General features: G+C 40.1%; 14 protein-coding genes. 6 read left to right on the forward strand and 8 right to left on the reverse strand.

Annotation, left to right across the window (positions count from 1 at the left end):
• Positions 1–120 precede the first annotated feature (120 nt).
• Together ACQK2H_RS10855 and ACQK2H_RS10860 are read left to right on the forward strand one after the other, a co-directional pair.
• Positions 121–1089, forward strand: a complete 969-nt coding sequence (locus tag ACQK2H_RS10855; RefSeq protein ID WP_425391463.1) for a phosphotransferase — start codon at positions 121–123, stop codon at positions 1087–1089.
• Positions 1090–1995, forward strand: coding sequence for an inositol monophosphatase family protein (locus ACQK2H_RS10860; RefSeq protein WP_425391464.1), 906 nt, complete (start codon positions 1090–1092; stop codon positions 1993–1995). It abuts the gene before it with no gap.
• Here ACQK2H_RS10860 and ACQK2H_RS10865 read toward each other — a convergent pair.
• On the reverse strand, positions 1963–8469 hold the full coding sequence (locus ACQK2H_RS10865) for a DUF2341 domain-containing protein (protein ID WP_425391465.1): 6507 nt from the start codon (positions 8467–8469) through the stop codon (positions 1963–1965). The genes ACQK2H_RS10860 and ACQK2H_RS10865 overlap by 33 nt on opposite strands.
• Before the next feature lie 162 nt (positions 8470–8631).
• On the opposite strand from ACQK2H_RS10865, the gene ACQK2H_RS10870 reads away from it, so the two are divergent.
• Positions 8632–11037, forward strand: coding sequence for an alpha-amylase family glycosyl hydrolase (locus ACQK2H_RS10870; RefSeq protein ID WP_425391466.1), 2406 nt, complete (start codon positions 8632–8634; stop codon positions 11035–11037).
• A gap of 338 nt (positions 11038–11375) precedes the next feature.
• Positions 11376–11570 (forward strand): cold-shock protein, encoded by a 195-nt coding sequence (locus ACQK2H_RS10875; protein ID WP_425391467.1) that lies wholly within the window; start codon positions 11376–11378, stop codon positions 11568–11570.
• Positions 11571–11643: 73 nt separating this feature from the next.
• Here ACQK2H_RS10875 and floA read toward each other — a convergent pair whose 3' ends face one another.
• Both floA and ACQK2H_RS10885 read right to left on the reverse strand, forming a co-directional pair.
• Positions 11644–12549 carry a flotillin-like protein FloA gene (floA, locus tag ACQK2H_RS10880; protein ID WP_425391468.1) on the reverse strand — a complete coding sequence of 302 codons (906 nt, stop codon included), beginning with the start codon at positions 12547–12549 and terminating at the stop codon, positions 11644–11646.
• 99 nt (positions 12550–12648) lie between these two features.
• Positions 12649–13209 (reverse strand): EF-hand domain-containing protein, encoded by a 561-nt coding sequence (locus tag ACQK2H_RS10885; protein ID WP_425391469.1) that lies wholly within the window; start codon positions 13207–13209, stop codon positions 12649–12651.
• Between the two features lie 229 nt (positions 13210–13438).
• On the opposite strand from ACQK2H_RS10885, the gene ACQK2H_RS10890 reads away from it, so the two are divergent.
• Positions 13439–15076, forward strand: coding sequence for an N-acyl-D-amino-acid deacylase family protein (locus ACQK2H_RS10890; RefSeq protein WP_425391470.1), 1638 nt, complete (start codon positions 13439–13441; stop codon positions 15074–15076).
• 86 nt (positions 15077–15162) lie between these two features.
• Positions 15163–15297 carry a hypothetical protein gene (locus ACQK2H_RS10895; RefSeq protein WP_425391471.1) on the forward strand — a complete coding sequence of 45 codons (135 nt, stop codon included), beginning with the start codon at positions 15163–15165 and terminating at the stop codon, positions 15295–15297.
• Positions 15298–15438: 141 nt separating this feature from the next.
• Here ACQK2H_RS10895 and ACQK2H_RS10900 read toward each other — a convergent pair whose 3' ends face one another.
• The 5 genes from ACQK2H_RS10900 to ACQK2H_RS10920 all read right to left on the reverse strand — a co-directional run bounded on the left by ACQK2H_RS10900 (position 15439) and on the right by ACQK2H_RS10920 (position 23181).
• Positions 15439–16818, reverse strand: a complete 1380-nt coding sequence (locus ACQK2H_RS10900) for a transglutaminase-like domain-containing protein (RefSeq protein WP_425391472.1) — start codon at positions 16816–16818, stop codon at positions 15439–15441.
• A gap of 108 nt (positions 16819–16926) precedes the next feature.
• Positions 16927–18516, reverse strand: a complete 1590-nt coding sequence (locus ACQK2H_RS10905) for a hypothetical protein (protein ID WP_425391473.1) — start codon at positions 18514–18516, stop codon at positions 16927–16929.
• 20 nt (positions 18517–18536) lie between these two features.
• Entirely contained in the window at positions 18537–19718 is a 1182-nt protein-coding gene (locus tag ACQK2H_RS10910) for a DUF4249 domain-containing protein (protein ID WP_425391474.1), read from the reverse strand.
• A complete protein-coding gene (locus tag ACQK2H_RS10915) occupies positions 19715–22468 on the reverse strand; it encodes a TonB-dependent receptor plug domain-containing protein (RefSeq protein WP_425391475.1) in 2754 nt (917 codons plus the stop codon). Before ACQK2H_RS10915 ends, ACQK2H_RS10910 begins: the two co-directional genes overlap by 4 nt.
• A complete protein-coding gene (locus ACQK2H_RS10920; RefSeq protein WP_425391476.1) occupies positions 22465–23181 on the reverse strand; it encodes a hypothetical protein in 717 nt (238 codons plus the stop codon). The genes ACQK2H_RS10915 and ACQK2H_RS10920 overlap by 4 nt, the downstream gene beginning before the upstream one ends.
• Positions 23182–23324: the final 143 nt, after the last annotated feature.

A 23324-nucleotide genomic window follows, 5' to 3' on the forward strand; every position in this document is an offset into this window, starting at 1 on the left:
GATAAAAAAGCAAGCAGCTCTATTTGATTTCGACGAATCAATTTCAAACCTCATCATATTGTGAAGCTAAACAACAATTATAGTTGGTGATTGATAACTAAATAGTAAGCTTTGTTTTAAATGAAATCTCTTGAAGTCACGATATGCAAAACCATAGATGCGGAATCCATCGAGAAGTCAATGTCCGTCCAATCCTTATGGGGAGGTTATGGTGAAATCAGAAGATATTTCCTTAATGGAGGTAGGGAGTCTAGTGTCATTGTAAAACATATCCAGTTATCCAATAAAGCCAACCATCCAAAAGGGTGGAACACTAGTCGATCTCACAAGCGGAAACTCAAATCTTATGAGGTTGAAAGCAAGTGGTATCAATCGTACACAAATAGAACCAATGAAAATTGTAGAACACCAAGGTGTCATTTTGTCCGGCAAAACGATGATGAATTGTTATTCATTATGGAGGATCTTAATGCATCAGGTTTTCCAGTTCGGTTAACACCAGAAACAGTTACGATCCCGGATATAAAAAACTGCCTTTCATGGTTGGCCCATTTTCATGCTTGCTTCATACATTGTGATGCAAAAGGATTATGGGAAAAAGGAACCTATTGGCATTTGGAAACGCGTCCGGATGAATGGGGACGCATGGAAAATAATGACTTGAAGCAAGCTGCTGCTGCAATTGATACAAGGTTGAATAATGCCAACTTTCAAACACTTGTTCATGGTGACGCCAAGTTGGCTAACTTCTGCTTTGGTGAAAAAGAAAAAGTGGCAGCAGTAGATTTTCAATATGTTGGAAAAGGTGTAGGAATAAAAGATGTAGCATACTTTATCAGTAGCTGCCTGGATGAGCAATTGTGCGAAAAATATGAATCAGAGCTTCTCGAGCACTATTTTAACTCTTTAGAAAAAGCATTGGATCATTCCATCGGTTTCAAAGAACTTAAAAAGGAGTGGGGTGAACTTTATAAGTATGCCTGGGCGGACTTTTATCGCTTCCTGGATGGGTGGAGTCCGGGGCATTGGAAGATGCATGGTTACAGCAAACAGATGGTTCAAAATGTAATCAATGAATTGGTAGTGTAAATGAAGCTTAAATTCAATGAATTATCTCACCTGAGTGAAACTGCAGCTGCAGCTGCCCTTGAGGCCGGACAGTATATTCTATCACGATTCAAAACCCAGTTTGAAAAACGACCAAAAGATGGTGGAGACACACTTGCCTCACAGGTGGTCACTGAAGTAGACATAACGGCTCAAAATATCATTTTAAAGCATTTAAAACCTTCAATAAATAAGTATGATTTGGGTCTGTTAACCGAAGAGCTAGATGATAACGGTTCACGGTTATCCAAAGATTACTTCTGGTGTATCGACCCGATGGATGGGACGCTACCGTTTTCGGAAGGGAAAACGGGTTATGCAGTTTCTATCGCTTTAATTTCTCGTGATGGAAATCCGGTGATAGGTGTTGTCAATATTCCTGATTTACAGGAATGCTACGTTTCTATCAAACATGATGGCGTAAAGCTAAATGGTGAAGTTTTCGCTTCAAGAAATGAAAGTCATGAGGGTCCGATTCATATGTATATGGATCGTAGCTTTAATCAGGAACCTTACTTTAATCAGGTAATGAATAAGATGGAAGGATATGCTTCAGAAATGAATGTTGGTCTGGTCTACACGGATCATTTCGGTGGTGTTCGAAATGCTATATCCGTAATGAATGTATCAAATGGTTGCTATTTCAAGTTTCCCAAACAGAATAAAGGTTGCGGAAGTATCTGGGATTATGCTGCCACCAGATTGTTTTTTGAAGAACTCGATTTGCCGGTATTTAATGCTTTCGGAGAGGTACTTTTCCTTAACGATGCTAAAACAGCATTTATGAATAAACAGGGGATTACTTATTCCACCCGAAAAGAGCTAAGTCAATATATTTTTAAATTGAAAAAAGATTTATTCAACGATAATTTTAACTCGCATACTTGAGTTGGAGTGTTCAAAAACCATGAAGTAAACACCTGGTTTAAGAGCGTTTGGAGACTCGATGTGTTGATTGATTTTTCCACTTTCATCCGAATTAAGACTCAATTTCCATATCCGTCTACCATCTATTCCATTTAAGGAAATAAAAACCGGCTCATTTTGTTCCAAGCCGGAAAGATTAATTTGAAAATTACCCTTGGTTGGGTTAGGATAAACAGCCAGGTCTTGCGACAAACTCCATGAAGCCTGCACAATCTCAGAATACCAGTTAGTTCCGTCAAAATCTGTTTGCTTTAATCGATAGTAAGCACTCCCAAATAAAGGACTGTCATCAATGCTTTCATAATGAATAATCTCACTGCTATTTCCAGCCCCTTGAACCTTAGCTATTGACTCAAAGTTTGAGCCACTTGTGGATCGTTCAATTGTAAAGTAATCGTTATTAATTTCCGTTGTTGTCACCCATTCGAGTATAACATAATCTCCACGATGTGTAGCACTAAAGCTCTTGAGTTCTACGGGAAGTGGGCTAGGAGAGGATCCACCACCTATCGGACTGAACGAAGAAACTCCTGCAACGGATGCAGCGTATGGATCTGATCCTGTGGCACTTATGCCACTACCATAAACTTCCCAATCTGCCCCGTTATAGTGACTAATAAACATATCTGTTCGATCGAAATTGGTCAATTCATGTGATCCATCCCATTCAATAGTTAACGTAACATCTGATCCGCCAACCGTTTCTTCGTCGACAAACCAAGTACGATCGATGGCGTCTGCTGTTTGTTGAGTGCCTGATCCAATTTGGCCTTCAGAATAAACAGTTTCGGCCACTCTTGCACAGAAATCATCCGAGGTTCCTACATTGTTGACACTGATAGGATTATAGCTGGAGGTTGTAGGTCCAATAGGAAACACTCTAGTGCCATCTGCGCTTCCTAAATCATTCTGACAAAGCTCGCCGATCCCATCTGTTACGAGAAATGCAGAGCTGCTACCACCGGAAATGGTTGCTGTATTTTCTATTGTAAGTGTATTATCATTTAAAGAAAGATTTCCAGATGTCAACGTTAGTTGATTGCCAACATTTGCAGCTAGTCTTAACTCTGCTGTCGATGCGGATTTGTTAACAACGATATTATGAAAAGTAGTTGATGTTGACCCTGTGATATCCTGTTCAGCACTTCCTGTAAACTCAATCGTACCACCATTAGTAGTCAGTGTCCCATCATTAATAAAATCTCCTTCTAAGGTCAATGTAAAACCAGCCAAATCCAGGGTTGCGCCGGACTCAATATTGAGAACACCTATTGTCCTGGATTGATCCAACACCGGATAGTCTGTTAATCCGGAAGGGATTACAATGTCATTACTCACACTCGGGACACTGCAGAAACTCCAATTCCCACCTTCATTCCAATTGCTGTTACCATTACCTCCAGTCCATTGGTTTTCAGCTGTTTCTGCCTCTATGCTATAAAAGTTGTCTGGATCACTTTGGTTGTTATACTCGGTTTGAATCCATCCGGAGGACCTGGCAACATCGGAGACCTTCACTTCATCGATTTGCCCATCGAATTCAACTGCATTCCAACGGGCGATCTCCAGGTTGTTTGCGGCGGTAGTAAGTGCTGCTGTGGTATTGTCAAATAATGCGCCATCATAATACAGCTGCACGATGCTCCCATCATACGTTAACGCATAATGATGCCAGTTACTTGCACTACCATTCAATGTAAACTCATCATTATTCCCATTGTATTCAATGTCCCAATTACCGTCTGTTCCATTATCAGTGTGTAATGAAAAGTCATTAGCTATTGTACCTCCCTGAAATACCCCACCATCATCAAAGGCGTCTGCTTGTGCCCACAATTCAATCGTTCTGGTCCCGGCAGCTGTAGTCTGTGGAGCGGTACCCATATTGATGTAATCATCTGCTCCATCAAAATCAAAACCATCACCCACCTGGCCGGTTATGACATCCGCACCATTCATCGTTCCATTGGCTGTACCGTCATTGGTATTGCTGGTGCGGTCATCAACAACTGTAGTAGCTCCTAAATCGTCATTGAAGTGATAAACACCTAGATAATTGGAATTATAAGTTGCTGTTACGGAAGGATCTCCGCCAGCAAAACTGCAGTTGCCATAATACATGAATATTTCTGTGTCTGCATTGACAAAGAGAGTAGGGATGCGAATCCAGGCAATGTATTCTCCGGAGGTTCCATCATATTTTTCAATATCAAAATCTAAGGTAGTGCCATCTGCCAAAGTGAAGAGTATATCGTACCCGTTTGCATCCTGCACTTTACCTGTTGCTTGAGCTAAATCCGTATCTATGGTACTAAATAGTAGTGGAAAGTCTGTGTGATTTGTGCTACCTGAAACTTTGCTATTATCTATGATGATCTTCTTTCTAAATGAATAATCGGTGATGAAGTCAGGGCGTACACTCACTTGGACCGTGTTGGAATAGACGATGCAGGTTCCATTGTCAACTTCAGCCCTGAAGTATGTGGTGGCCGTAAGGTTACCAGTGTTCAAACTATTTGAAGTCTCGCTTACAATATCTGAAAACGAAGAATTATCAGTTGAGCTTTGCCATTGAATCGTTCCGGATTCGCCAGTAAGGGTAATATCCGTGCTGGTATTGTAGTCGATCGTAGTATTATCTGAAGTAGCCGTACCACCATTTCCGTTATAATCCTCTGTACCTAAGGAATAAAAAGAGGAAGGATCGCTTTGATTGTTGTATTCTGTAATGATCCATCCTTCAGCACGAGCATTGTTTGAAATTCTTAATTCGTCCAGTGCGCCTCGATATCTTCTGTTATCTAATCTTCTGCCAATGTAAAGAGGGTTGGTATTATCACTCAAGATGTTTCCATCGGCGTTATTAGATGCGGTCAATACACCATCAACATATAATTTCATTCGTGGGTTAGCAGCTAAATCAGCATCGTAAGTAAGAACAAAATGGTGCCAGTCTGCATCTACTGAGCCATTGTCGTATCGAAAATGTCCAGAACCGGTGGTCACTCGCTGGTTGATGGCAGCAGGATTAGTACCACCGTCCGTTCCAAGCATATATCGCTCCTGATTAACGGCAGGAGCCTTCATAATGAATGGAGCATCCTGAGGAACCGGCAGAAAATATCTGGCCCATGCCTCAAGTGTCACTTGATTGGTGATGTCGGTATCAATACTCGTGCTATTGGTAACACTGATCCAGCTATCTCCATTGTCTACTCCTGTGAATCCTCTTCCGTGAGATATCACCCCGATTTCATCATCTGTACTTCCTGCGGAACCTTCAGTTCCATCATTATTATTGGAAGTGGCGTCCAATAAATCTTCTTCAAAATGCCAAATAGCTTTATAGTTACTATCCCAGGTGGTAGTCACTGATGGATCGGTCACCACTGCAGAATTTCCATAGTGCATGTATAACACCGTATTTTCTGAAGCAGATACAGTAGGTACTCGCACCCATGCTATAAAGTTTCCTGTTCCTGCTGTGTAACTTTCAATTTCATGATCCAACTCAGTACCACTTGCATCGGTGAATTTTATATCATAACCGCTAGCACTGGTTACTTGTCCATTATTGGCTGTTGTTCGCAAATCCGGGTCAGTAGAATTGAATAGCATAGGGAAGTTGCTGAGATCCGAACTTCCATTCACCTGGCTGGCATTAATGGTGACTTTTTTACGATAACAATAACCACTGATATAGTCTGGTTGAACAGTAACGGTAGCCGTAGTAGAAAATGCTTCGCATCCACTATCCGTGACTTCAGCTCTGTAGTAGGTAGTTGCTGTTAGGTTTCCGGTATTTAATGTGGTTGAGGTCCCACCACCCACATCGCTAAATGTGACATTGTCCGTAGAAGACTGCCATTGGATGGTGCCTCCGCTTTCCTGTCCGGAAAGCGTTATAGTAGTGCTGGTATTGTAATCGATTTCAGAAGATGCGGCCGTTGCAGTTCCACCATCATGTGGATATTCTTCTGCACCAAATGTGTAAAAGGTAGATGGACTGCTTTGGTTATTATATTCCGTTGTTACCCAACCTGCGGTATGTGCAGCTTCTGAGATCCTCAGCTCATCCAGAATTCCTTCAAAGAATCGTGTGCCTGTCAGGTCGGCACGCGTTCCTAGTAAAATAGCTTCACCTATACTGTTATCCATATTGGTGGTGAATGCAGAACTGAATTGCTGGACACCATCAACGTATCCGATTACATTGGTTCCATCATAAACAACTACAGTATATGACCAATCAGTCGTTGTTACCTGGCCACCTTGAAAGTTGTTTCCGCTATTGTTAATCCTCCCTCGAAGCTGTTCATTGCTGGCTCCTGCATCATTTGTACCAAGCATATAGCTTTCATCGTTGTTAGCACCTTTAAGAATGAAGCCTTCATCATTGTCAAGGTCTCCTTCTGTATCTACCCATGCACTTAGTGTGATGGTATTGTCGGTTACACGCAAGCTAGCGGCATCTGGTACTGTGATATAATCATCTGTTCCATCCAGATCAATCGCATTTCCAATTTGGCCTGCTACTAAATCAGCAGTTGTCATAGTTCCTTGGGGCTGACCATCATTGTTATTACTAGTGGCATCTAATATCGATCCAGCTACATCTCCATTGGGATCTTCTTCAAGGTGCCAAACTGCCACATAGTCGCTGTTCCATGTCGCTGTTGTCGATGGATCGCCAGATACACCGGAATTGCCATAATACATGAAGATTTCTGTATCAGAATTATATGAGACTGTAGGTACATTCACCCAAGCCTCAAATGCGCCGGTAGTTGCTGTGTAGGCGCTTATTTCATGATTAAGACCTGTAGTGCCATCAGAAGTTGTAAATGTGATGTCGTATCCATTCGTGTTCTCTACATTGCCATTATTAGCTACCGTGCGAAGGTCTGCATCTGTCACGCTTACAAGCACTGGAAAGTTGGTCAAATCAGCGCTTCCGCTAACCTGATCGCTATTGATCGTAACTTTCTTTCGGTAACAATAACCACTAGCAAAAGGAGGAAGGACGGTTACGGTGGCGGTTGTTGACAGTACCTGACAGGAGGCCGATCCAACCTTAACTCGATAATAGGTGGTTGCTGTTAGGACACCCGTGTTGAGTGTCGAGCCTGTTTCACCTCCGATATCTGAGAAGCTTATATTATCTGTGGATGATTGCCACTGTAAAGGGGTTGTATTTTCACCGCTTAAGGTTATTGTTGTCGATTCTCCAGAACGAATAGTATTCTCTGATGCGGTTGCAGTTCCTCCTTCTGGCACTGGGCTTCCACATTGTTCTTCAGTACCTACGGTCGTAACAAATCCAGTAGGATCATCTTCAATATTATATTGAGTCAGAATCCAATTAGCAGAACGTGCGACATCTGATACTTGAGCACTCTGCAGCTGACCGTTGAAATCCCGGCCACCTCCAGGGATGTTTCCAATGGTAGCAAAATCTGTTTCTGACGGTTCTCCAGTTAGTGTAAGATTTGAACCTGTTAGAGCCCCTGTTTCTACTTCGGTACCATTTAAATAGACTCTTACAGTGTTATCAGAAGCATCCCATGTATAGGTAGCTAAATACCAGGTTCCAGTATTGTAAGCAATCGGATTATCATCATCATCTATTTCTGCATCGTTATCTGTTCCACCATTATTTACGTTGGTTCGACTTCCAATAACGCCACCGGATTGTCTCAGCAACCAGGTTTCATCATCTGCTCCAGTACCCCAACATTTCCCAAATACTCGATCATCACCTGCATCATCCGGATTAATCCAAACCTGTACAGTAAATGAAGTCCAGGAATCATCGTTAATTGCCTGAAGTCGAATGCGATCATCAGTACCATCAAAATCTTGAGCAAACCCAAACTTACCAGTGGTTTGAGTAGGAGTAGAGCCACTATTCCCACTGTTTGGCAATCCACCACCTGTTCCATGCACAGCATTTGGAGATGAGTCTACAAACTCGTCAGTGGTTCCATTGCCGGACTCCTGAAGATGAAGCACTGCTTGAAAATCATTACTCCAGGTGCCTGTGGAAGAAGGATCAGTAGAAGCATCACTTTTGCCATAATACATATATATGGTCTTATCCGTGGCATTGGTAAGGTCAGTCTTTACATAGGCTCTACAAGCACCAGTACCACTGGTATAGGAGAGTAGCTCATGGTCTAGCTGAGTAGTTCCATCCTCATCGGTAAAAACAATGTCAAAGCCATCGGAACGGGCATTGGCTGCTAATTGAGCATCTGAGGCAAGCTCATAAAGGAGTGGGAAATCCGTATGTGTACCGCTAATTAGCGTACCATCCAGTGTGATTTCTTTACGATACTCATAGCCAGAAAGCCAGGACTGAGCGTAAATGGGCGCTATAATTAAGGCTAATCCAAAAGTAAAGATAGCCTTAATATATAAGGTAGAGCGTAGCATTGATTGACGGTTATACTACTCAATATATAACTATTTATAGAAAAATCATGCTTTTTTCGATCTTTGATTGGTTTTAAGGGACGGGAATGAGTCATGAAAACGTTTGCGGTCAAAATTGAATTCTAAAGCTTATCCAGAAGTGTTTCTCACTAGCTTTGTTAGATGCGATTTACAATCATAGTTACTCTTCTATTCGGTTTATTAAACGGTTTATATGCTCAAAATGTAGCAATCACATTCAATGTGAATATGTCTTACCAGATAGAGCAAGGTAAGTTCAGTCCTTCAACGGAATTCGTTGATATTGCCGGAACCTTCAATGGCTGGGGTGGAACTTTAAACAAGCTCTCCGATCATGATGGAGATAGTGTTTGGTCAGTAACCTTAAATAACTTTAATCCAGGCCAGACAATAGAGTTCAAATTCCGATATAATGGTGATTGGGACGATCGTGAGGAGTTTCCTGGTGCAGGAAATAATCGAACACACACAGTAGGATCAGATGATGAGTCACTAGGTTTTTGGTACAATGATGAAGAGCCACCATCCGGACCGGCAGTAGCTGGTATCGCATCATCTTCGACCTTCACTTATACCGGAGGCAGCATATTCTTTGAAGAAGCAGGAAGTGGACAAATCGATAACATTGAGTGGACATTTGAAGGGGGATTACCAGCTACTTCTTCTGAAAATTCAATATCAGTAACCTATTCTAATCCAGGTACTTATGATGTTTCAATTAAAGTATCAAATGATTTTTCTGATGATGAATTGATTTTAGAGGATTACATCACAGTAGAAGATCAGTCAATGGAAGATCTGGGGTGGTGGAATGAGGCAGTCTTTTACGAAATCTTTGTTCGTAGTTTTTATGATAGTGACGGAGATGGTATTGGAGACTTTCAGGGAATCATAGAAAAGTTAGATTATTTAAATGATGGTAATCCGGAAACACAATCAGATCTGGGTATTACAGGTATTTGGTTAATGCCGATTCATGACTCACCCAGCTATCATGGATATGACGTTAATGATTATCGCTCTATCAATCCTGATTACGGCTCGATGGATGACTTTAAGGAGTTTCTGGAGGAAGCACATAAACGTGGCATTAAAGTGATTATTGATTTGGTTTTAAATCATTCGTCCTCCCAAATCGATTGGTTTCAAAATGCTCGTTCTTCACCAACTGCAGAAAAACGAAACTGGTATCGATGGTCAGATACTCGTCCTTCATACAGTGGGCCTTGGGGACAACAAGTTTGGCATGAGGACAATACCGGATATTACTATGGTTTATTCTGGGGAGGGATGCCTGATTTGAATTATGAAGCGCCTGAATTAAAAGAAGAGATGTTTGACATCACCAGGTACTGGCTGGAAGATATTGGGATAGATGGTTTTAGGTTAGATGCTGTCAAGTATATCATTGAAGAAGAGAGCTCTCTGGAAGATCTTCCGGCTACCCATGCATTTTGGCGTGAATGGGTTGCCGTTACCAAATCCTCCAATCCTGAAGCTTTGTCTGTTGGAGAAGCATGGACTTCTACAGAAAAGATTGTGCCTTATGTAGTCAATGACGGAATGGACTTTTGCTTTGATTTTGACCTGGCCAATAGTATCATAAACGCAGTTAAATCAGGTGATGGAAATTCATTAACCTCTCAGGTGAATAAGGTCATAAACAGCTATCCTTATTATCAGTTCGGGACATTTACCACAAATCATGACATGAATCGGCTGATGAACGAGCTATCCTCTAACGAGGATTTGGTGAAGATGGCAGCCGGTATCTACCTGACCATGCCGGGTATTCCATTTGTTTATTATGGTGAAGAGGTAGGAATGACAGGAATCAAGCCTGATGAAAATATTCGCAGACCAATGTCATGGAGTGCAGAAACAAAGGCAGGGTTTACAGAAGGTAATCCTTGGAATGAACCTGCGTCAAATTATGAAACAAACAATGTGGAAGTTGGAAGAACTGATAATACTTCCGTTTTCAATACATACAGAAAACTAATTCAGTTAAGAAGTGCTAGTAAAGCACTGCAAATAGGTGATTATCATGCTATGAATTTAGGTTCAAGTGAGGTGATCGGGTATAAGAGAGTATTTGAGAAGGAACAAGTAATCACTCTTGCTAATCTTTCAACTGAACCAACCACAGTAAGTGTGGATATTTCTGATATTGATGATTCATTTAGTGATGAACCTGCATTAGTGGATGTATTTAGCAATGATCGAATCGATATTGAAAATAAGGCCAGCATTGAAGTAACTCTCCGGGCAAAGTCTGTTAAGGTGTTGATAGGAGGGGATCTCACTTTGGGAAGTCATGGAGTTAAATCAATAACAGTCTATCCAAATCCTGCCAGTGAGCAGATAGTTATTAAGAATCAGGGAGCTTTTCAATTTCAGCTAGCAGAATTAAAGGGGAAAGTCCTAATCGAAGGAGAGCATACTGGTGATTATATCGTTGATACTTCTTTACTTTCAAAGGGTGTTTATCTACTTCATATAAAATCTGGTGATTACTCATCCACAAGAAAAATTATTATTAAATAGAGATTTGGAAGGATGTGGGTCTCATCTCATGGGAGACATAGTAGGATATTTAAAATAAATTCATTGGATAATAAAAGAAGTAGTACATTTGCACTGCTCTCTAAAGTTATGAGCACTTCAGTAGTACCCCGACTCGATGTGATCCACATGAGTCAGATTTCGTTTCGAATAGTTTCTTTCCAAAGATTTCCTTTTAAAACGTTGACTTAAGCAGACTCAAATTATTTGAGACATGCTTATGAGAATATTGAAGATGTCGTTCGGTTTTCCATAGACTTTATGGATTGTCGACTCAGCGCTTTAAATGGCAAATTTTAATAACAATAACAATTAGTACAATGCAAGAAGGAACTGTAAAGTTTTTTAACAATGAAAAAGGATTTGGATTCATCACTCCTGATAATTCAAACGAAGACATTTTCGTACACACTAGTGGCCTGATCGATGAGATCAGAGAGAATGACAAAGTAGCTTTCGAAACCGAAAGAGGAAGAAAAGGCATGAATGCGGTAAACGTTGAGTTAGTAGACTAATCGTTTATCCTCGGCGCTTTAAGCGCTTAATTAAAAGGTGATTTTGCATTTGCAGAGTCACCTTTTTTATTGCCTATGCTTTTTTCAACTTGGATAATAACTGACCTCTTCTGAAAGACATAGAAAGTGCAGCTGGTATATCAGCTTCAGCTTCAATCACTGCTGCTCTTGCTTTTTGAACTTCTGCCAGCATTTCTTGTTCTAAAGCGACCGCCATTGCCCTGCGTTCTTCCGCTTTCGCATTAGCGATTTCAAGGTCAGCTGCAGCCTGATCTATTTGTAGCTTTGCACCGATATTTTTGCCGATGTTAATATCAGCAATATCGATGGATAAGATCTCGTATGCAGTGCCGGCATCTAAGCCATCTGCCAATACTCGCTTAGAAATATCTTCTGGTTTTTCCAAAACGATTTTGTAGTTGGTAGCCTCACCCATGCTGGAAATAATGCCTTGACCTACACGTGCCTTTATTGTTTCTTCTCCGGCACCTCCAACGAGTTGTTGAATATTGGTACGCACCGTTACCCTTGCCTCTGCGATTAGCTGAATGCCATCTACAGAAACCCCTGTTATGGAAGGAACAATGATCATGTAAGGGGTAACGGAAATTTGTACGGCCTCCAGCACATCCCGACCAGCCAGGTCAATAGCGGTCGCTTGTTTAAATGTCATATTAAGATTGGCTTTGTCAGCTACAATGAGTGCCTTTATCACATTTGTCAAATTGCCTCCGGCTAAATAATGCGTTTCTAATAGCTGTGAGTTGATATTAAGAATGCCCGCTTTGGTAGCAAGAATTAGTGAATTAACAATCAATGGTGGTGGCACTTTTCTAAACCTCATGAATACCAATTCCAGCAGATTTACTTTAACTCCTGAGAAAACTGCTGTTATCCATAAGTTGACAGGGAAAATGTAGAGTAATAGCCATAGTCCGGCCAAGGCTGCTCCCGAAATAATTAGTAATTGTACATCCATAAATTCGGGACAGTTAAAATTGAAGGCGGAAGCTACATCTAATTATCTGCTATAACATCAGATTACGACGGGTAAATTTTAAAACAGCGCTAAAATCTTTTAGATAGTAATCAACTTGGTCATATACTCATGATCGATGCTCTCCAGTTGACCAAAGACATGCTTGTTAATTGTTGCATTACTTGATGAGAAGTAGTCATTGATGGCTTCATACATCTCAGACTTACTTAATCGTCCGTCACGATTGACATCCAACTCCTTGAATGCATAAATGATTGAACCTCTTTTCAGTCCGAGAATACGATACAAGGTTTCAAACTCATCGAAATCAATGAATCCGTCTTTGTTGTGATCACACAAATCAAACAGGAACCTTACGACAGAGGCTGAGAACCATCGTATGAAATATGATTTCTCCTCTGATTCGTTTGAGCGTTTGATGATATTTACCCACTCATGAACGGTGATTTTTCGACCTTTTCCATCAGACTCCATCAATAGCCGGTCAAAATTTTTAATGGTCATGTACTTTAGGTAATTCTTCTCTGCCCTATTAAAGAGTCCCTTTCTAGTTTCATAGAGTCTACCCAGAAGCTCATCAAAATCCCGAGGTTCAAGAACACCGTCTTTATTGGTATCCATGAGGTAAAAAAACAGCATCCACTTGCGTATAGTATTGGTTATTATCACGGTGTTATTAACTCTACGGGTCTAATCTATGAAAGAGTGAGGAGACTTAACACTCTTTTTAGTTTAACCGTGAATAATAAGCTATTATATGGCTATTGTTGTCGTTTTACGTTTGCTCTAATTGCTAATGGGGAGACACTAATGTACAATTCCCAATAATGTCCTAAATTGAATTCGACCAAACCAACCTTAAAAAATCATGAAGACCTTCCTTTACTTACTCATCACATTGACGCTATTTTCTTGCAGCACGCAAGTGGATTATGATGTAGTTATTCGAAACGGAACCATTTACGATGGCTCTGGGGATCCATCTTATGTTGGCGATGTGGCTATTAAAGAGGATCGAATAGTCAAACTTGGAGTTGTAGAAGGGAAGGGTGTAACTGAAATAGATGCTACAGGAATGGCTGTATCACCAGGCTTTATAAATATGCTCAGTTGGGCCAATGTAAGCTTACTTGAGGATGGCAGGTCTCAGAGCGATATCAGGCAAGGAGTCACCCTGGAAGTAATGGGAGAGGGGTCTTCAATGGGACCATTGACTCAGGAGATGAAAGATGAAATGATTGCCGATCAAGTGGATATCAAATATGATATAACATGGACCACTTTAGGTGAATACCTGCAATATCTGGAAGATAAAGGAGTATCGACAAATGTGGCATCATTTGTTGGAAATGGGACATTACGAAAGTATGTCATTGGTTATGAAGGGCGTGATGCTACTCCTGATGAAATGGAAAAAATGAAACAACTGACAAGGCAAGCCATGGAAGAGGGTGCCGTCGGTATTTCATCATCATTGCTCTATACACCTAGTATGCACGCAGATACTGAAGAGTTGATAGCGTTGGCGTCTGTTGTAGCTGAATATGATGGTATGTATGTATCGCACATTCGAAATGAGGGCGATTATTTATTGGAAGCCATTGATGAATTGATAGAAATAGGAGCAAAAGGGGGATTACACGCAGAAGTTTATCATTTGAAAGCTTCTGGTCAGCAAAACTGGGATAAGATGGACATTGCTATTCAGAAGATTGATTCAGCAAGAAATGCCGGACAGCCGGTGACTGCTGATATTTATACTTACAATGCCAGTAGTACAGGCTTGCATGTTCAGCTTCCCAATTGGGTACGTGAAGGAGGTATTGATCAAATGATTGAGCGTCTGAAAGATCCAGAGATCAGAGACAAAGTAATCAGTGAAATTGAATTTAGAAATCCACCCAATACAATACTCCTTGTTGGATTTAAAAACGAGGATTTGAGAGTACATATAGGAAAGTACCTAAATGAGCTGGCTGAGGAACTAGGTAAAACCCCTGCCGAAACAGTAGTCGATATCATCATTGAAGATGATAGTCGTATTCAAGTGGTTTATTTCTCAATGAGCGAAGAAAATATCCTAAAAAAGGCAGCCATTCCATGGGTTAGCTTCTGTTCGGATGCTGGATCATACACCAATGAAGGTGTGTTTATCAAGCAAAGCACACATCCAAGAGCGTATGGATCATTCATACGGGTGATTGGAAAGTTTGTAAGAGAGGATCAAATCCTATCTATGGAGGAAGCAATTAGGAAACTGACTTCACTTCCTGCAATTAATTTGAAAATCAAAGACAGAGGGATGCTTAAGGAAGACTATTTTGCGGATGTTGTGATTTTTGATCCAGTAGAAGTCGATGATAAAGCCACTTTTGAAGACCCACACCAATATGCAGTGGGAGTGAAGCACGTATTTGTTAATGGCGGGCATGTGCTGAAGGATGGTGAGCATACGGGAGCTACTCCGGGTAGGTTTGTAAAAGGTCCGGGATGGAAAGGTGACTAAATGATATAATCCAGAACAATCATTTCAATTTGGATAAAAATACACCTAGCTTTCTATCTTGTTTAAACTTTTGAACGATTAATGTCATGAAAAATCTAACCAAAACCTTAAAGTCCATGATGGCTATGCTCTTAGTTGTCTTATTCACTGCAAGCACTATCGTTTCGTGTGATGTGAAGAAGCAAGCTGAGGGTAATGAAGACGAGACTGAGCAAGCATAGAAGCTGATGAATCATCTGAAGAAGCAACAGAATCAGATGAGCATCCATCTGGAGGCGATGAACACCCTAGCGGCGAGCACCCAAGTGGAGATGAATCCGAAGCGGACAGTACAGCCACTGAGGATAGTGAGTAAAATATTCTTAACTTGATGTATTCGGCTTTCTCTGAAATGAGAAAGTCGTTTTTACATTTACCGGTTGCTCATTTATTTCAAGAATCGGATAGGCCATAAATGGTATGGGACCTGAAACCGGCCCGGGACTAATTTCTAAATTTCTTCCTTTGCTCAACTCTATTCGATTGGCCGGATGGTGACCAAAGTAATATGTGGCCAAAGGGGTATACTTGTTTCCTTCACTTATATCAATTGGCCACCACTTTCCCTCTGCATAAAATTCTGCCCAACAGTGATACCCATTCACGCCACCCTCGTTTCTTTCTGAGGGGATAGATGCTCCGACTGCAAATCTTGCCGGAATTCCTACCGACCTGACCAGGGCAATGAAAAATGAGTGAAACTCTGTACAATTACCAGACTTACTGTCGCATGCATAATTGGCGTCTCCTGTTCCGTAGGTGCCTTGTTTAGCATATCGCATATTGTCTATGATGTAATCATACAAAGCTCTTGCTTCGGTTAAAGGAGTGCTCGCATTGCTTTCAGCCAATACTTCATTAGCAATGGTTGAAAACCGATCGGTCAAAGGAATGAGTGGAGTACCTTTCAGGTATTGATCTAAATCAGCTTCCTCATCCCTATATGCCGTTTTTTCTTCACGGATCACATCGTAAGTGATCGTGATTTTTTCCTCACTATGTTCCGGTGATATTTCCATAAACAGGATTTGATTACCAAAAGTGGCCTCTTTTATTATTGAATAATCGACTGGAGCTTCAATGGTCTGTGAGACTATTTGCTGAAAACGGTCGCTCTGGGCCAGGGGTAACCATAATTCACCTTTAGCTGAAATCTTAGGTAATTGTACTTCATATTTAAACGTGAAACGATCCTGTCCCTCGATAACTCCAAGTAAGTCATTGGAAGCATTCTTGACAGGTACTGTAAACCATGTTTTGTCCTTAGCTTGTTTCCAGGTGTAATAAGGTTTGCCATTAAGCTTGTGTAGATTGGTTCGGGTAACTTTCATGCTGTCTGCCGTACCATCAAGAAAAAAATCAACATCATAGACATCACCTTCGATGGTCGCAAGATCAACGCACGCGAAGAACTTATTGGATCCAAGTACAGACAGGTATTCGGTATGTACACGTACAAGCTTAAGATCCAGCACTGAGGTATCTCCTTCATAGTGAAAGTAGCCATCATTCTCTGCTACTTCTTTTTCAATATGTGTCCGGATACCTTTTTCCACATCTTCGATGGTAGCTCGTTCCACTTTTTGTTTGTCCTGGCTTTGCTCACTGTTGGGCGATTGACAAGCTGGAACCATTAATATCAAAGAGAAAAGGATGATTGCTTCGTTTAAAATTGAGCATTTGTGAAATTGGGCTTGCTTCATCTAGAAAAAGTAATGAATAGAACTATGGATTACTAATATCACTTGAATCGATGGTAGTATAAATTCCAGCATTTTCAATTGCATATGCAATAAGGCTTTATACCAAAACTAATTGGAGTTATTAGTAGCTACGGAATCAGAAACCTTGAAATACCTGGTGAGGTTGATTGCTCTACCTGTGTTAGATATCCCTGAAATTGAAATTTTATAAGTACCTGTAAGCCTGGAAGTAGCAAAGTCAAGAATAACTAATCCACCTGCATGCTTATAGATAGGATTCCACAATAAATCCGACTCATAGTGAGGATGATTTTCATTTAGTAGTATTGTATTGCTATCATCTGAATATGGTTGATAATTAGCTATAGGAAATTTTAGTCCTCTGGTACGTGTTTCCAGGTCTTTTCTTCCAAATGTGTGGACTGAGATCACTCCTTTATATGCGATATCATTGACAAAGTAATACTCTGGCACAATCTCAATTTTCTCTATTTCATTGGGTGACTGGCTTAGAATATCTTGGGAACTGACTTCTAAGCCATCCAAGAGTATCAAAGGAGATTTATTAGCCGAAAGTAATCCATCAGGTGGTGCACACCTTACATTCATCCTATAATTACCTTCAGATTTGGATACTCCGACATATTTAATTAATTCAATGAATGTATCTCTGACAGATGAAAACCGCCTGAAGTCATCTAGGTAGTATACCTCAGCACTTGGCAGTGTATAATTTTTAACATCATTTGATATTGGTTTTTCAACACCTTCATAAGCTCTTTGGACCTGGCTATGTATACTTCGTTCGATGATTTCTTTTGCGATTATTGAATCAATGGCAGTATAAACTGAGTCAAGCGGTGTGTGATTTTCATAATATTCATTTACGAGTATTATTTGACTCACTGAATCATCTTCAACATATACTTGGACTTCAGCAGATCTGGCACAATAATCCGGATTATAGCTCATCCAAAAGCGACCATATTTATCTGTTTTAGTAGTAGCCACTTGCATGGAAGAACCTTTTATGATCATGTTCACCCTAAGCTGGTTCAATTCACCAGAGGGTTTCGATATTTTGCCCTGTACCAGCCCATAGCGGTACTCAGGAAGTTTCTCAAATGATCGCATTTCCACACCCTTATTATTCAGCTCTATTTCATTTGGGTAGTATAGTTTAGTTGCCTTTGTGATAGCAATCGAGAGGGTAGATGGTTCCAGTGAGCCAATATTTAATGAAACATCTTGCGCCGGTTGATAAACAGTCAAACCATCCATAGTGTCTTCGAATCTGATAGGATCTCCTGAAATAGACTCTCCAACTGTAATTCCACTGTATGGATTCAATATCAATACCTTTTGCTCATAAAATGATTCATAGTTCATCATCCATCTAGTGTAGGCTCGAATGCGATAGGTGCCTGACATCCAGTCAGGGTCTATATACATGTTACCAGCCCCTCGACCTTTTCGTAGACCAATTTTGGTTTTTGAAACCGATCTGCCACTTTCATCAACTAGCTCTATGTATAAAATGCTACTTAAGGCGCTAACATTTTTTGTTGCATTGCTGTAAACAAATGCAGAGAATGAGAGGGATTCCCCGACTAATATATTTGTAGTATTCACGGCAAGGTGAACTTCTTCCTGATAATCACTACTTTGTCCATGAAGGTTAAAGAGGATTATTGACAATCCCGTATATAATATTTGTCTTAGTCCCAAAACTCAGGTTTTTCTAAGGTTCCATAATATCTACAATCAATGCACCTTTCAGGAAGAAGCAGCGTTTCCACGTTATAAAATGTTCCAGGTAACAATTCCTCAGTGTCTGCGAATTTGTAAATCAATCTGTTACCGAAATCAAAACTTCCACTGATAATATCTGCAGTTCTAATAGATTCCACCTGGTTATTGCAAAATTCTAGAATTCCCTGAGCATTAAATCCATCTTCTTTCCATGTTCCACCATCAAATATCTGAAATACCTTAGACACACCGGCAACTTCAAAATATCCAAGAACTGGCTCTTTTAAATCTGCTATGTTTTTAATATTTCCATTAAATGATCCCTTTTGTCTATCAAAGAAACTTCCCGCGGATTCGTTGTTTTCTTTCAGATCCTTGTAGAATTGATAAGCTGCTGGAGTGATTCGATAATGTTTTAGCGTAATTGAGTATCTACCGATTAACTCCGGATCATTTTCATCGACAAAAACAATGGGAAACTCACGAAGCTCATTGTCAACTTGTCCATTAGTTGTTGCGATTAGCAAGTCATTTGATTGCTCGTTTATGTAGCAAACTTTAATTGACTGAGCTCTTGGTTCAATTGTGAGTGTATTGGGGTTGAATTCGTAAAGGGATTCATACGGAACTTCTATTGAGTAATTTTCTTCATATTGGAACCTGTAATTGTAGTTATCACTCCCTACTCCCTCAATATCTACAAGAAACTGTATTCCTCTTTCAAACCCATTTCCTGTCTCCGATCGTAGAGATAAATATTTTCCATAAAGATCATTTACTGTTCCCGGCTCTAATAATTCTTCTTGATGGGATTCGTAAATATCTCCATCGGGTGTTTCCACTCGCAACTGATACTTTCTTCCTACTACGCCGGCAAACGAATCATCGGGTTTATAAAGTCCCGGGCTCACCTGGAGAAATTCTTGAGTGTTGCCCAGGTCATCTGTTACAGTGACAACAGCACCAGATACCTGTTCTGGTTCGGAGTTGTCTAATGAATAGGAGTACTCTAGTCGAACTCTATTTTCACCAGATAGATTCGTGACAATGGCATCTATTACCAGAACTTTACGCGTCACTAAAACCTCCAGATTGTACGGTTCAATACATGCTGTGAAAAGGATAAATATGGTAAAATACTTTCTCAAAATTTAAAATTGTAAGTAATTGTAGGGATAGGAGTAGGGAAGATGCTCATTTGGTAGCCGTTTATTTCTTCATCTTCCACTTCAAAGAAGATTGAGTAAATGTTGTCTCTTCCTAGTAAGTTGTAAATCGAAAAAGTCCAGGATGAATGGGTAAACTTCTTCAGCTTATGACTCATGTTGATATTAAATCCAAGATCAACTCTGAAATAGTTTGGAATTCGAAACTCATTCCTATCGGAATAAAGGATATTTTCCGATCCTTTGAAATTCCATTTACCAACCGGGTATGTTACCGGAATACCGCTGGAATAAACCATATTAAGTGTCATGGTTAACCTTCGGGTGAATTTGTAATTGGTGACAGAATTGAAATAGTGAGGTTTGTCATAGCCTGTAGGGAAGAAGACTCCACCGTTTACGATCTCAGAGGGGTTATTCCCATCCAACCGCACAAAAGATCTGGAGTAGGTATAGTTTAACCATCCACTTAGCCAACCTGTAGATTTGGATAGTGACAGCTCTATACCATAGGATTTGCCATCACCCTGTAAGAGATCTGTTTCAATTGTTGGGTTGAATTGAAGCTCAGCACCTGTTTTAAAATCCAAGAGATTATCAATGTCTTTGTAATAAGCTTCTACAGACGCTTCAATGAGATGTTCTCCAAAGAAGTTTTTGAAATATCCGACTGAAACCTGATCTGCAAGTTGTGGATCTATGAATGGGCCAGACAATCTCCATACATCAGTAGGAGCAATGGAAGCCGCATTTAGTAGTAAATGGATGTTTTGTCTGGTTCTGCCATATCCAACTTTGATGGAGCTTCCGGCCCCAACTAAGTACCTTCCTTGAAAACGAAACTCAGGTCCATGATTGCTATGAATAATTTCGCCAGCACGAAAGTTTTTGGTACCGATTACAGTTGATGGTTCTTTAGGAGCACCATTTTGATACGTATTGATTTCAGCCGGCCCGTAAGAATTGAAAACTGAATATCTGATGCCGGCATCTATTGCAAGTTTTTCTGAGGCATGATAGGATGCAGAAATGTAAGGAGCCAGCTCCACGGCACGTTCTTCATCAATGGCTTGGTACTCTATTACTGATTCAGGCCCTTTAGGCGATTTCTTTCCCGGACTGATTGTATAGGCTTTAGTTTCAATTCCAAACTTGAAGTTTAGATCCTGATTGATGAAGTAGTCAAATTTTGCAGCAGCGCGAAACTCATTTACAAACAGGTCTACATTGAATGCCTGAGTTGGAAGCACATCATAACTAGACAGATATGTGAAGTTACTGTTACCAACTTCTAATATCCCGAAAAGGTTATCATTGAAAATATGCTTCCAACTTACACCAACTACTTTATTTTCATACGAAAAGTCACTGAAAGACAGCAACGTATCTGATTTCACTTTAAACGCATCATAACTATAATATGCAGTAACGGCAAACTCATCTGTGTCGCTTAGTTTGGTGTGTGTTTTGAGCGTGAAATCATAAAATGAAACATCATTGTTTCCAATTGAGGAGTCCTTGAATCGATCAAGTAAGTGTTGTGAATAGGTTCCTCTGCCATTTATCAAAAAGCTTGTTTTTACATCTTTCATGGGTCCCTCAATCTGTAGTTGAGAGGTGACAAGTCCAAGCCCACCAGTTATTTCAAGTTTTTCATCACTTGGATCTTTCGTTTTAATGTCAAAAACAGAGGAAAGTCTTCCTCCATATTCTGCAGGAATTCCATTTTTATATAGGGATAACTCACCAATACCTCGTGAATTAAATGCAGAGAAGAACCCAAAAAAGTGGTTGGTGGTGAAAACGGTGTTATTGTCTATCAAAAAGAGGTTTTGATCCGCTTTGCCACCCCTGATATTGATTCCTGCAGATCCTTCACCCACATTTTGAACACCAGCAGTGGAAGTAGCTACACGAATGATATCTTTTTCTCCCAATAATGCCGGCAAAATAGATACTTGCTTTGGGTCTATTGTTGTAAGCCCCATTTGTACGGAATTGATGTTTTTTTCCCTTTGCGTGCTTACAATTACCTCTTCCAATGCTACTACATCTACATCAAGTGCTACCTCCAATTCTCCATCGGAATAGACCTTTAATCTTCGCTTAGTATCAATGGTTGTAACTGACTGAAAATTCAACTCATTGATCCCATTTGGCAAAGTGATGCTAAACTTGCCTTGCTCGTCAGAAATTGTACTAATAAATGGTTCTACATTAAAAACATACACCCCATCGACGGGTCCATTTTCCGAGAATACCTTTCCACGGATGGTGCTATTTCCTCCTTTTTCGTAGTTTTTTATGTTTCCAATTATATGAAGCCTATTTTCAGCGCCACCGTTTGAAGATTCTCTTTGAAAGACTACTTCATTCATAAAGTCTAAAGCAACACTGCTACTTTCAGAGGTACGCTGAGATAACTGAGGCACTACAATGGTCGTATTGAGTAATAAAATAACGTGATTACGGTTCAAATAATAATTCAGAGGCGTGTTCTTTAGCAATAATGGAATCGCTTCCTCAACAGGAAGCTCAGTTTGCAAGTCTTCATTATGGATTTTTAAACCATTTATCCATTCCTTGTGATAAAAGAATGAGAGACTGTCATTCGAAGACTCAAACGCTGAAATAGCATCTGCAAGAGATAAGCTGTCATTGGATGGTTGCATTTCCTGACTATAGGAAACAAAAATGATCACCACTAATAAAATGCTTAGAATTCTCCTCATTTCACTATCGAATCACAATAAGTTAAAGTGGCTTTAAGCAACCTTTCATCACCCTTTTTCCATGAAGAAAAGCTGGTGTTTATGTATTTCCGTATTTGCTTCTTGTATTCAGGAAAAATTCTATACAAGGAAGATTTACGATTGTACTTGAAAGTCCTTTCATTATATCGTAGGTAGTATTGTCGATTTTCTTCAAATTCATAATACATTCCTTCCAGACTTCCTCTCTTTTCTTCCTTGGCATAAAGAGCCAGATTTTCACCTTCTACTATCACACGATAAAAACCGGGTCTACCCACATTCGCATGCTTTTCACTTAAGAATCTATCCTTGTGAATAATGAATGCATCAATCTTTGTTTGATCTATCAGGAGTGATTTGATCCCTTCTAATCTCATATCCCAGCTCCATATTAAAAGAACATCTTCAGAAGTATTGTAAACCATATTCATATTTGAATATGTCCGACCTTCGAACGTTATCGAGCCTAATTGATCCCAGCCTTGCTTGTAAAATGGATTTTGATCCTGGGTGACCATTTGTTCCTGAGTGTAATAGAAATAGGTACCCTTCATGATTGGCGATGATAGATCGTTGACTGAGCTGTACCAATCATTCAGATTGCCATTTAAATCAGGCAGGCTTTCGATACCCTGTGCAATCAGGAGATTGAAAGTGAAGCAAAGAGCCAGAGAAATAATAATCGATTTCAAATAGTATTATTTAGTCTAAAGAGAGCTAAGCTACGCTTGAACTATTATTACTACTTGTAAAAAAGCATATGAATCAAACCCTTAGTTGGGACAGATAATAATCCTTAAAGCAAGTCATGTTTCATCATTTGCTTACCTTTAGT

The sequence above is a fragment of the Ekhidna sp. genome (assembly GCF_965228795.1).
Classification (GTDB): Bacteria; Bacteroidota; Bacteroidia; order Cytophagales; family Cyclobacteriaceae; genus Ekhidna.

Bases quoted from the DNA above. Each gene is read 5' to 3' on its own strand.
- floA (WP_425391468.1), bottom strand. From the start codon at position 12,549: ATGGATGTACAATTACTAATTATTTCGGGAGCAGCCTTGGCCGGACTA.
- ACQK2H_RS10890 (WP_425391470.1), top strand. From the start codon at position 13,439: ATGAAGACCTTCCTTTACTTACTCATCACATTGACGCTATTTTCTTGC.
- ACQK2H_RS10885 (WP_425391469.1), bottom strand. From the start codon at position 13,209: ATGCTGTTTTTTTACCTCATGGATACCAATAAAGACGGTGTTCTTGAA.
- ACQK2H_RS10855 (WP_425391463.1), top strand. From the start codon at position 121: ATGAAATCTCTTGAAGTCACGATATGCAAAACCATAGATGCGGAATCC.
- ACQK2H_RS10900 (WP_425391472.1), bottom strand. From the start codon at position 16,818: ATGAAGCAAGCCCAATTTCACAAATGCTCAATTTTAAACGAAGCAATC.
- ACQK2H_RS10870 (WP_425391466.1), top strand. From the start codon at position 8,632: ATGCGATTTACAATCATAGTTACTCTTCTATTCGGTTTATTAAACGGT.
- ACQK2H_RS10860 (WP_425391464.1), top strand. From the start codon at position 1,090: ATGAAGCTTAAATTCAATGAATTATCTCACCTGAGTGAAACTGCAGCT.
- ACQK2H_RS10895 (WP_425391471.1), top strand. From the start codon at position 15,163: ATGAAAAATCTAACCAAAACCTTAAAGTCCATGATGGCTATGCTCTTA.
- ACQK2H_RS10865 (WP_425391465.1), bottom strand. From the start codon at position 8,469: ATGCTACGCTCTACCTTATATATTAAGGCTATCTTTACTTTTGGATTA.
- ACQK2H_RS10875 (WP_425391467.1), top strand. From the start codon at position 11,376: ATGCAAGAAGGAACTGTAAAGTTTTTTAACAATGAAAAAGGATTTGGA.
- ACQK2H_RS10915 (WP_425391475.1), bottom strand. From the start codon at position 22,468: ATGAGGAGAATTCTAAGCATTTTATTAGTGGTGATCATTTTTGTTTCC.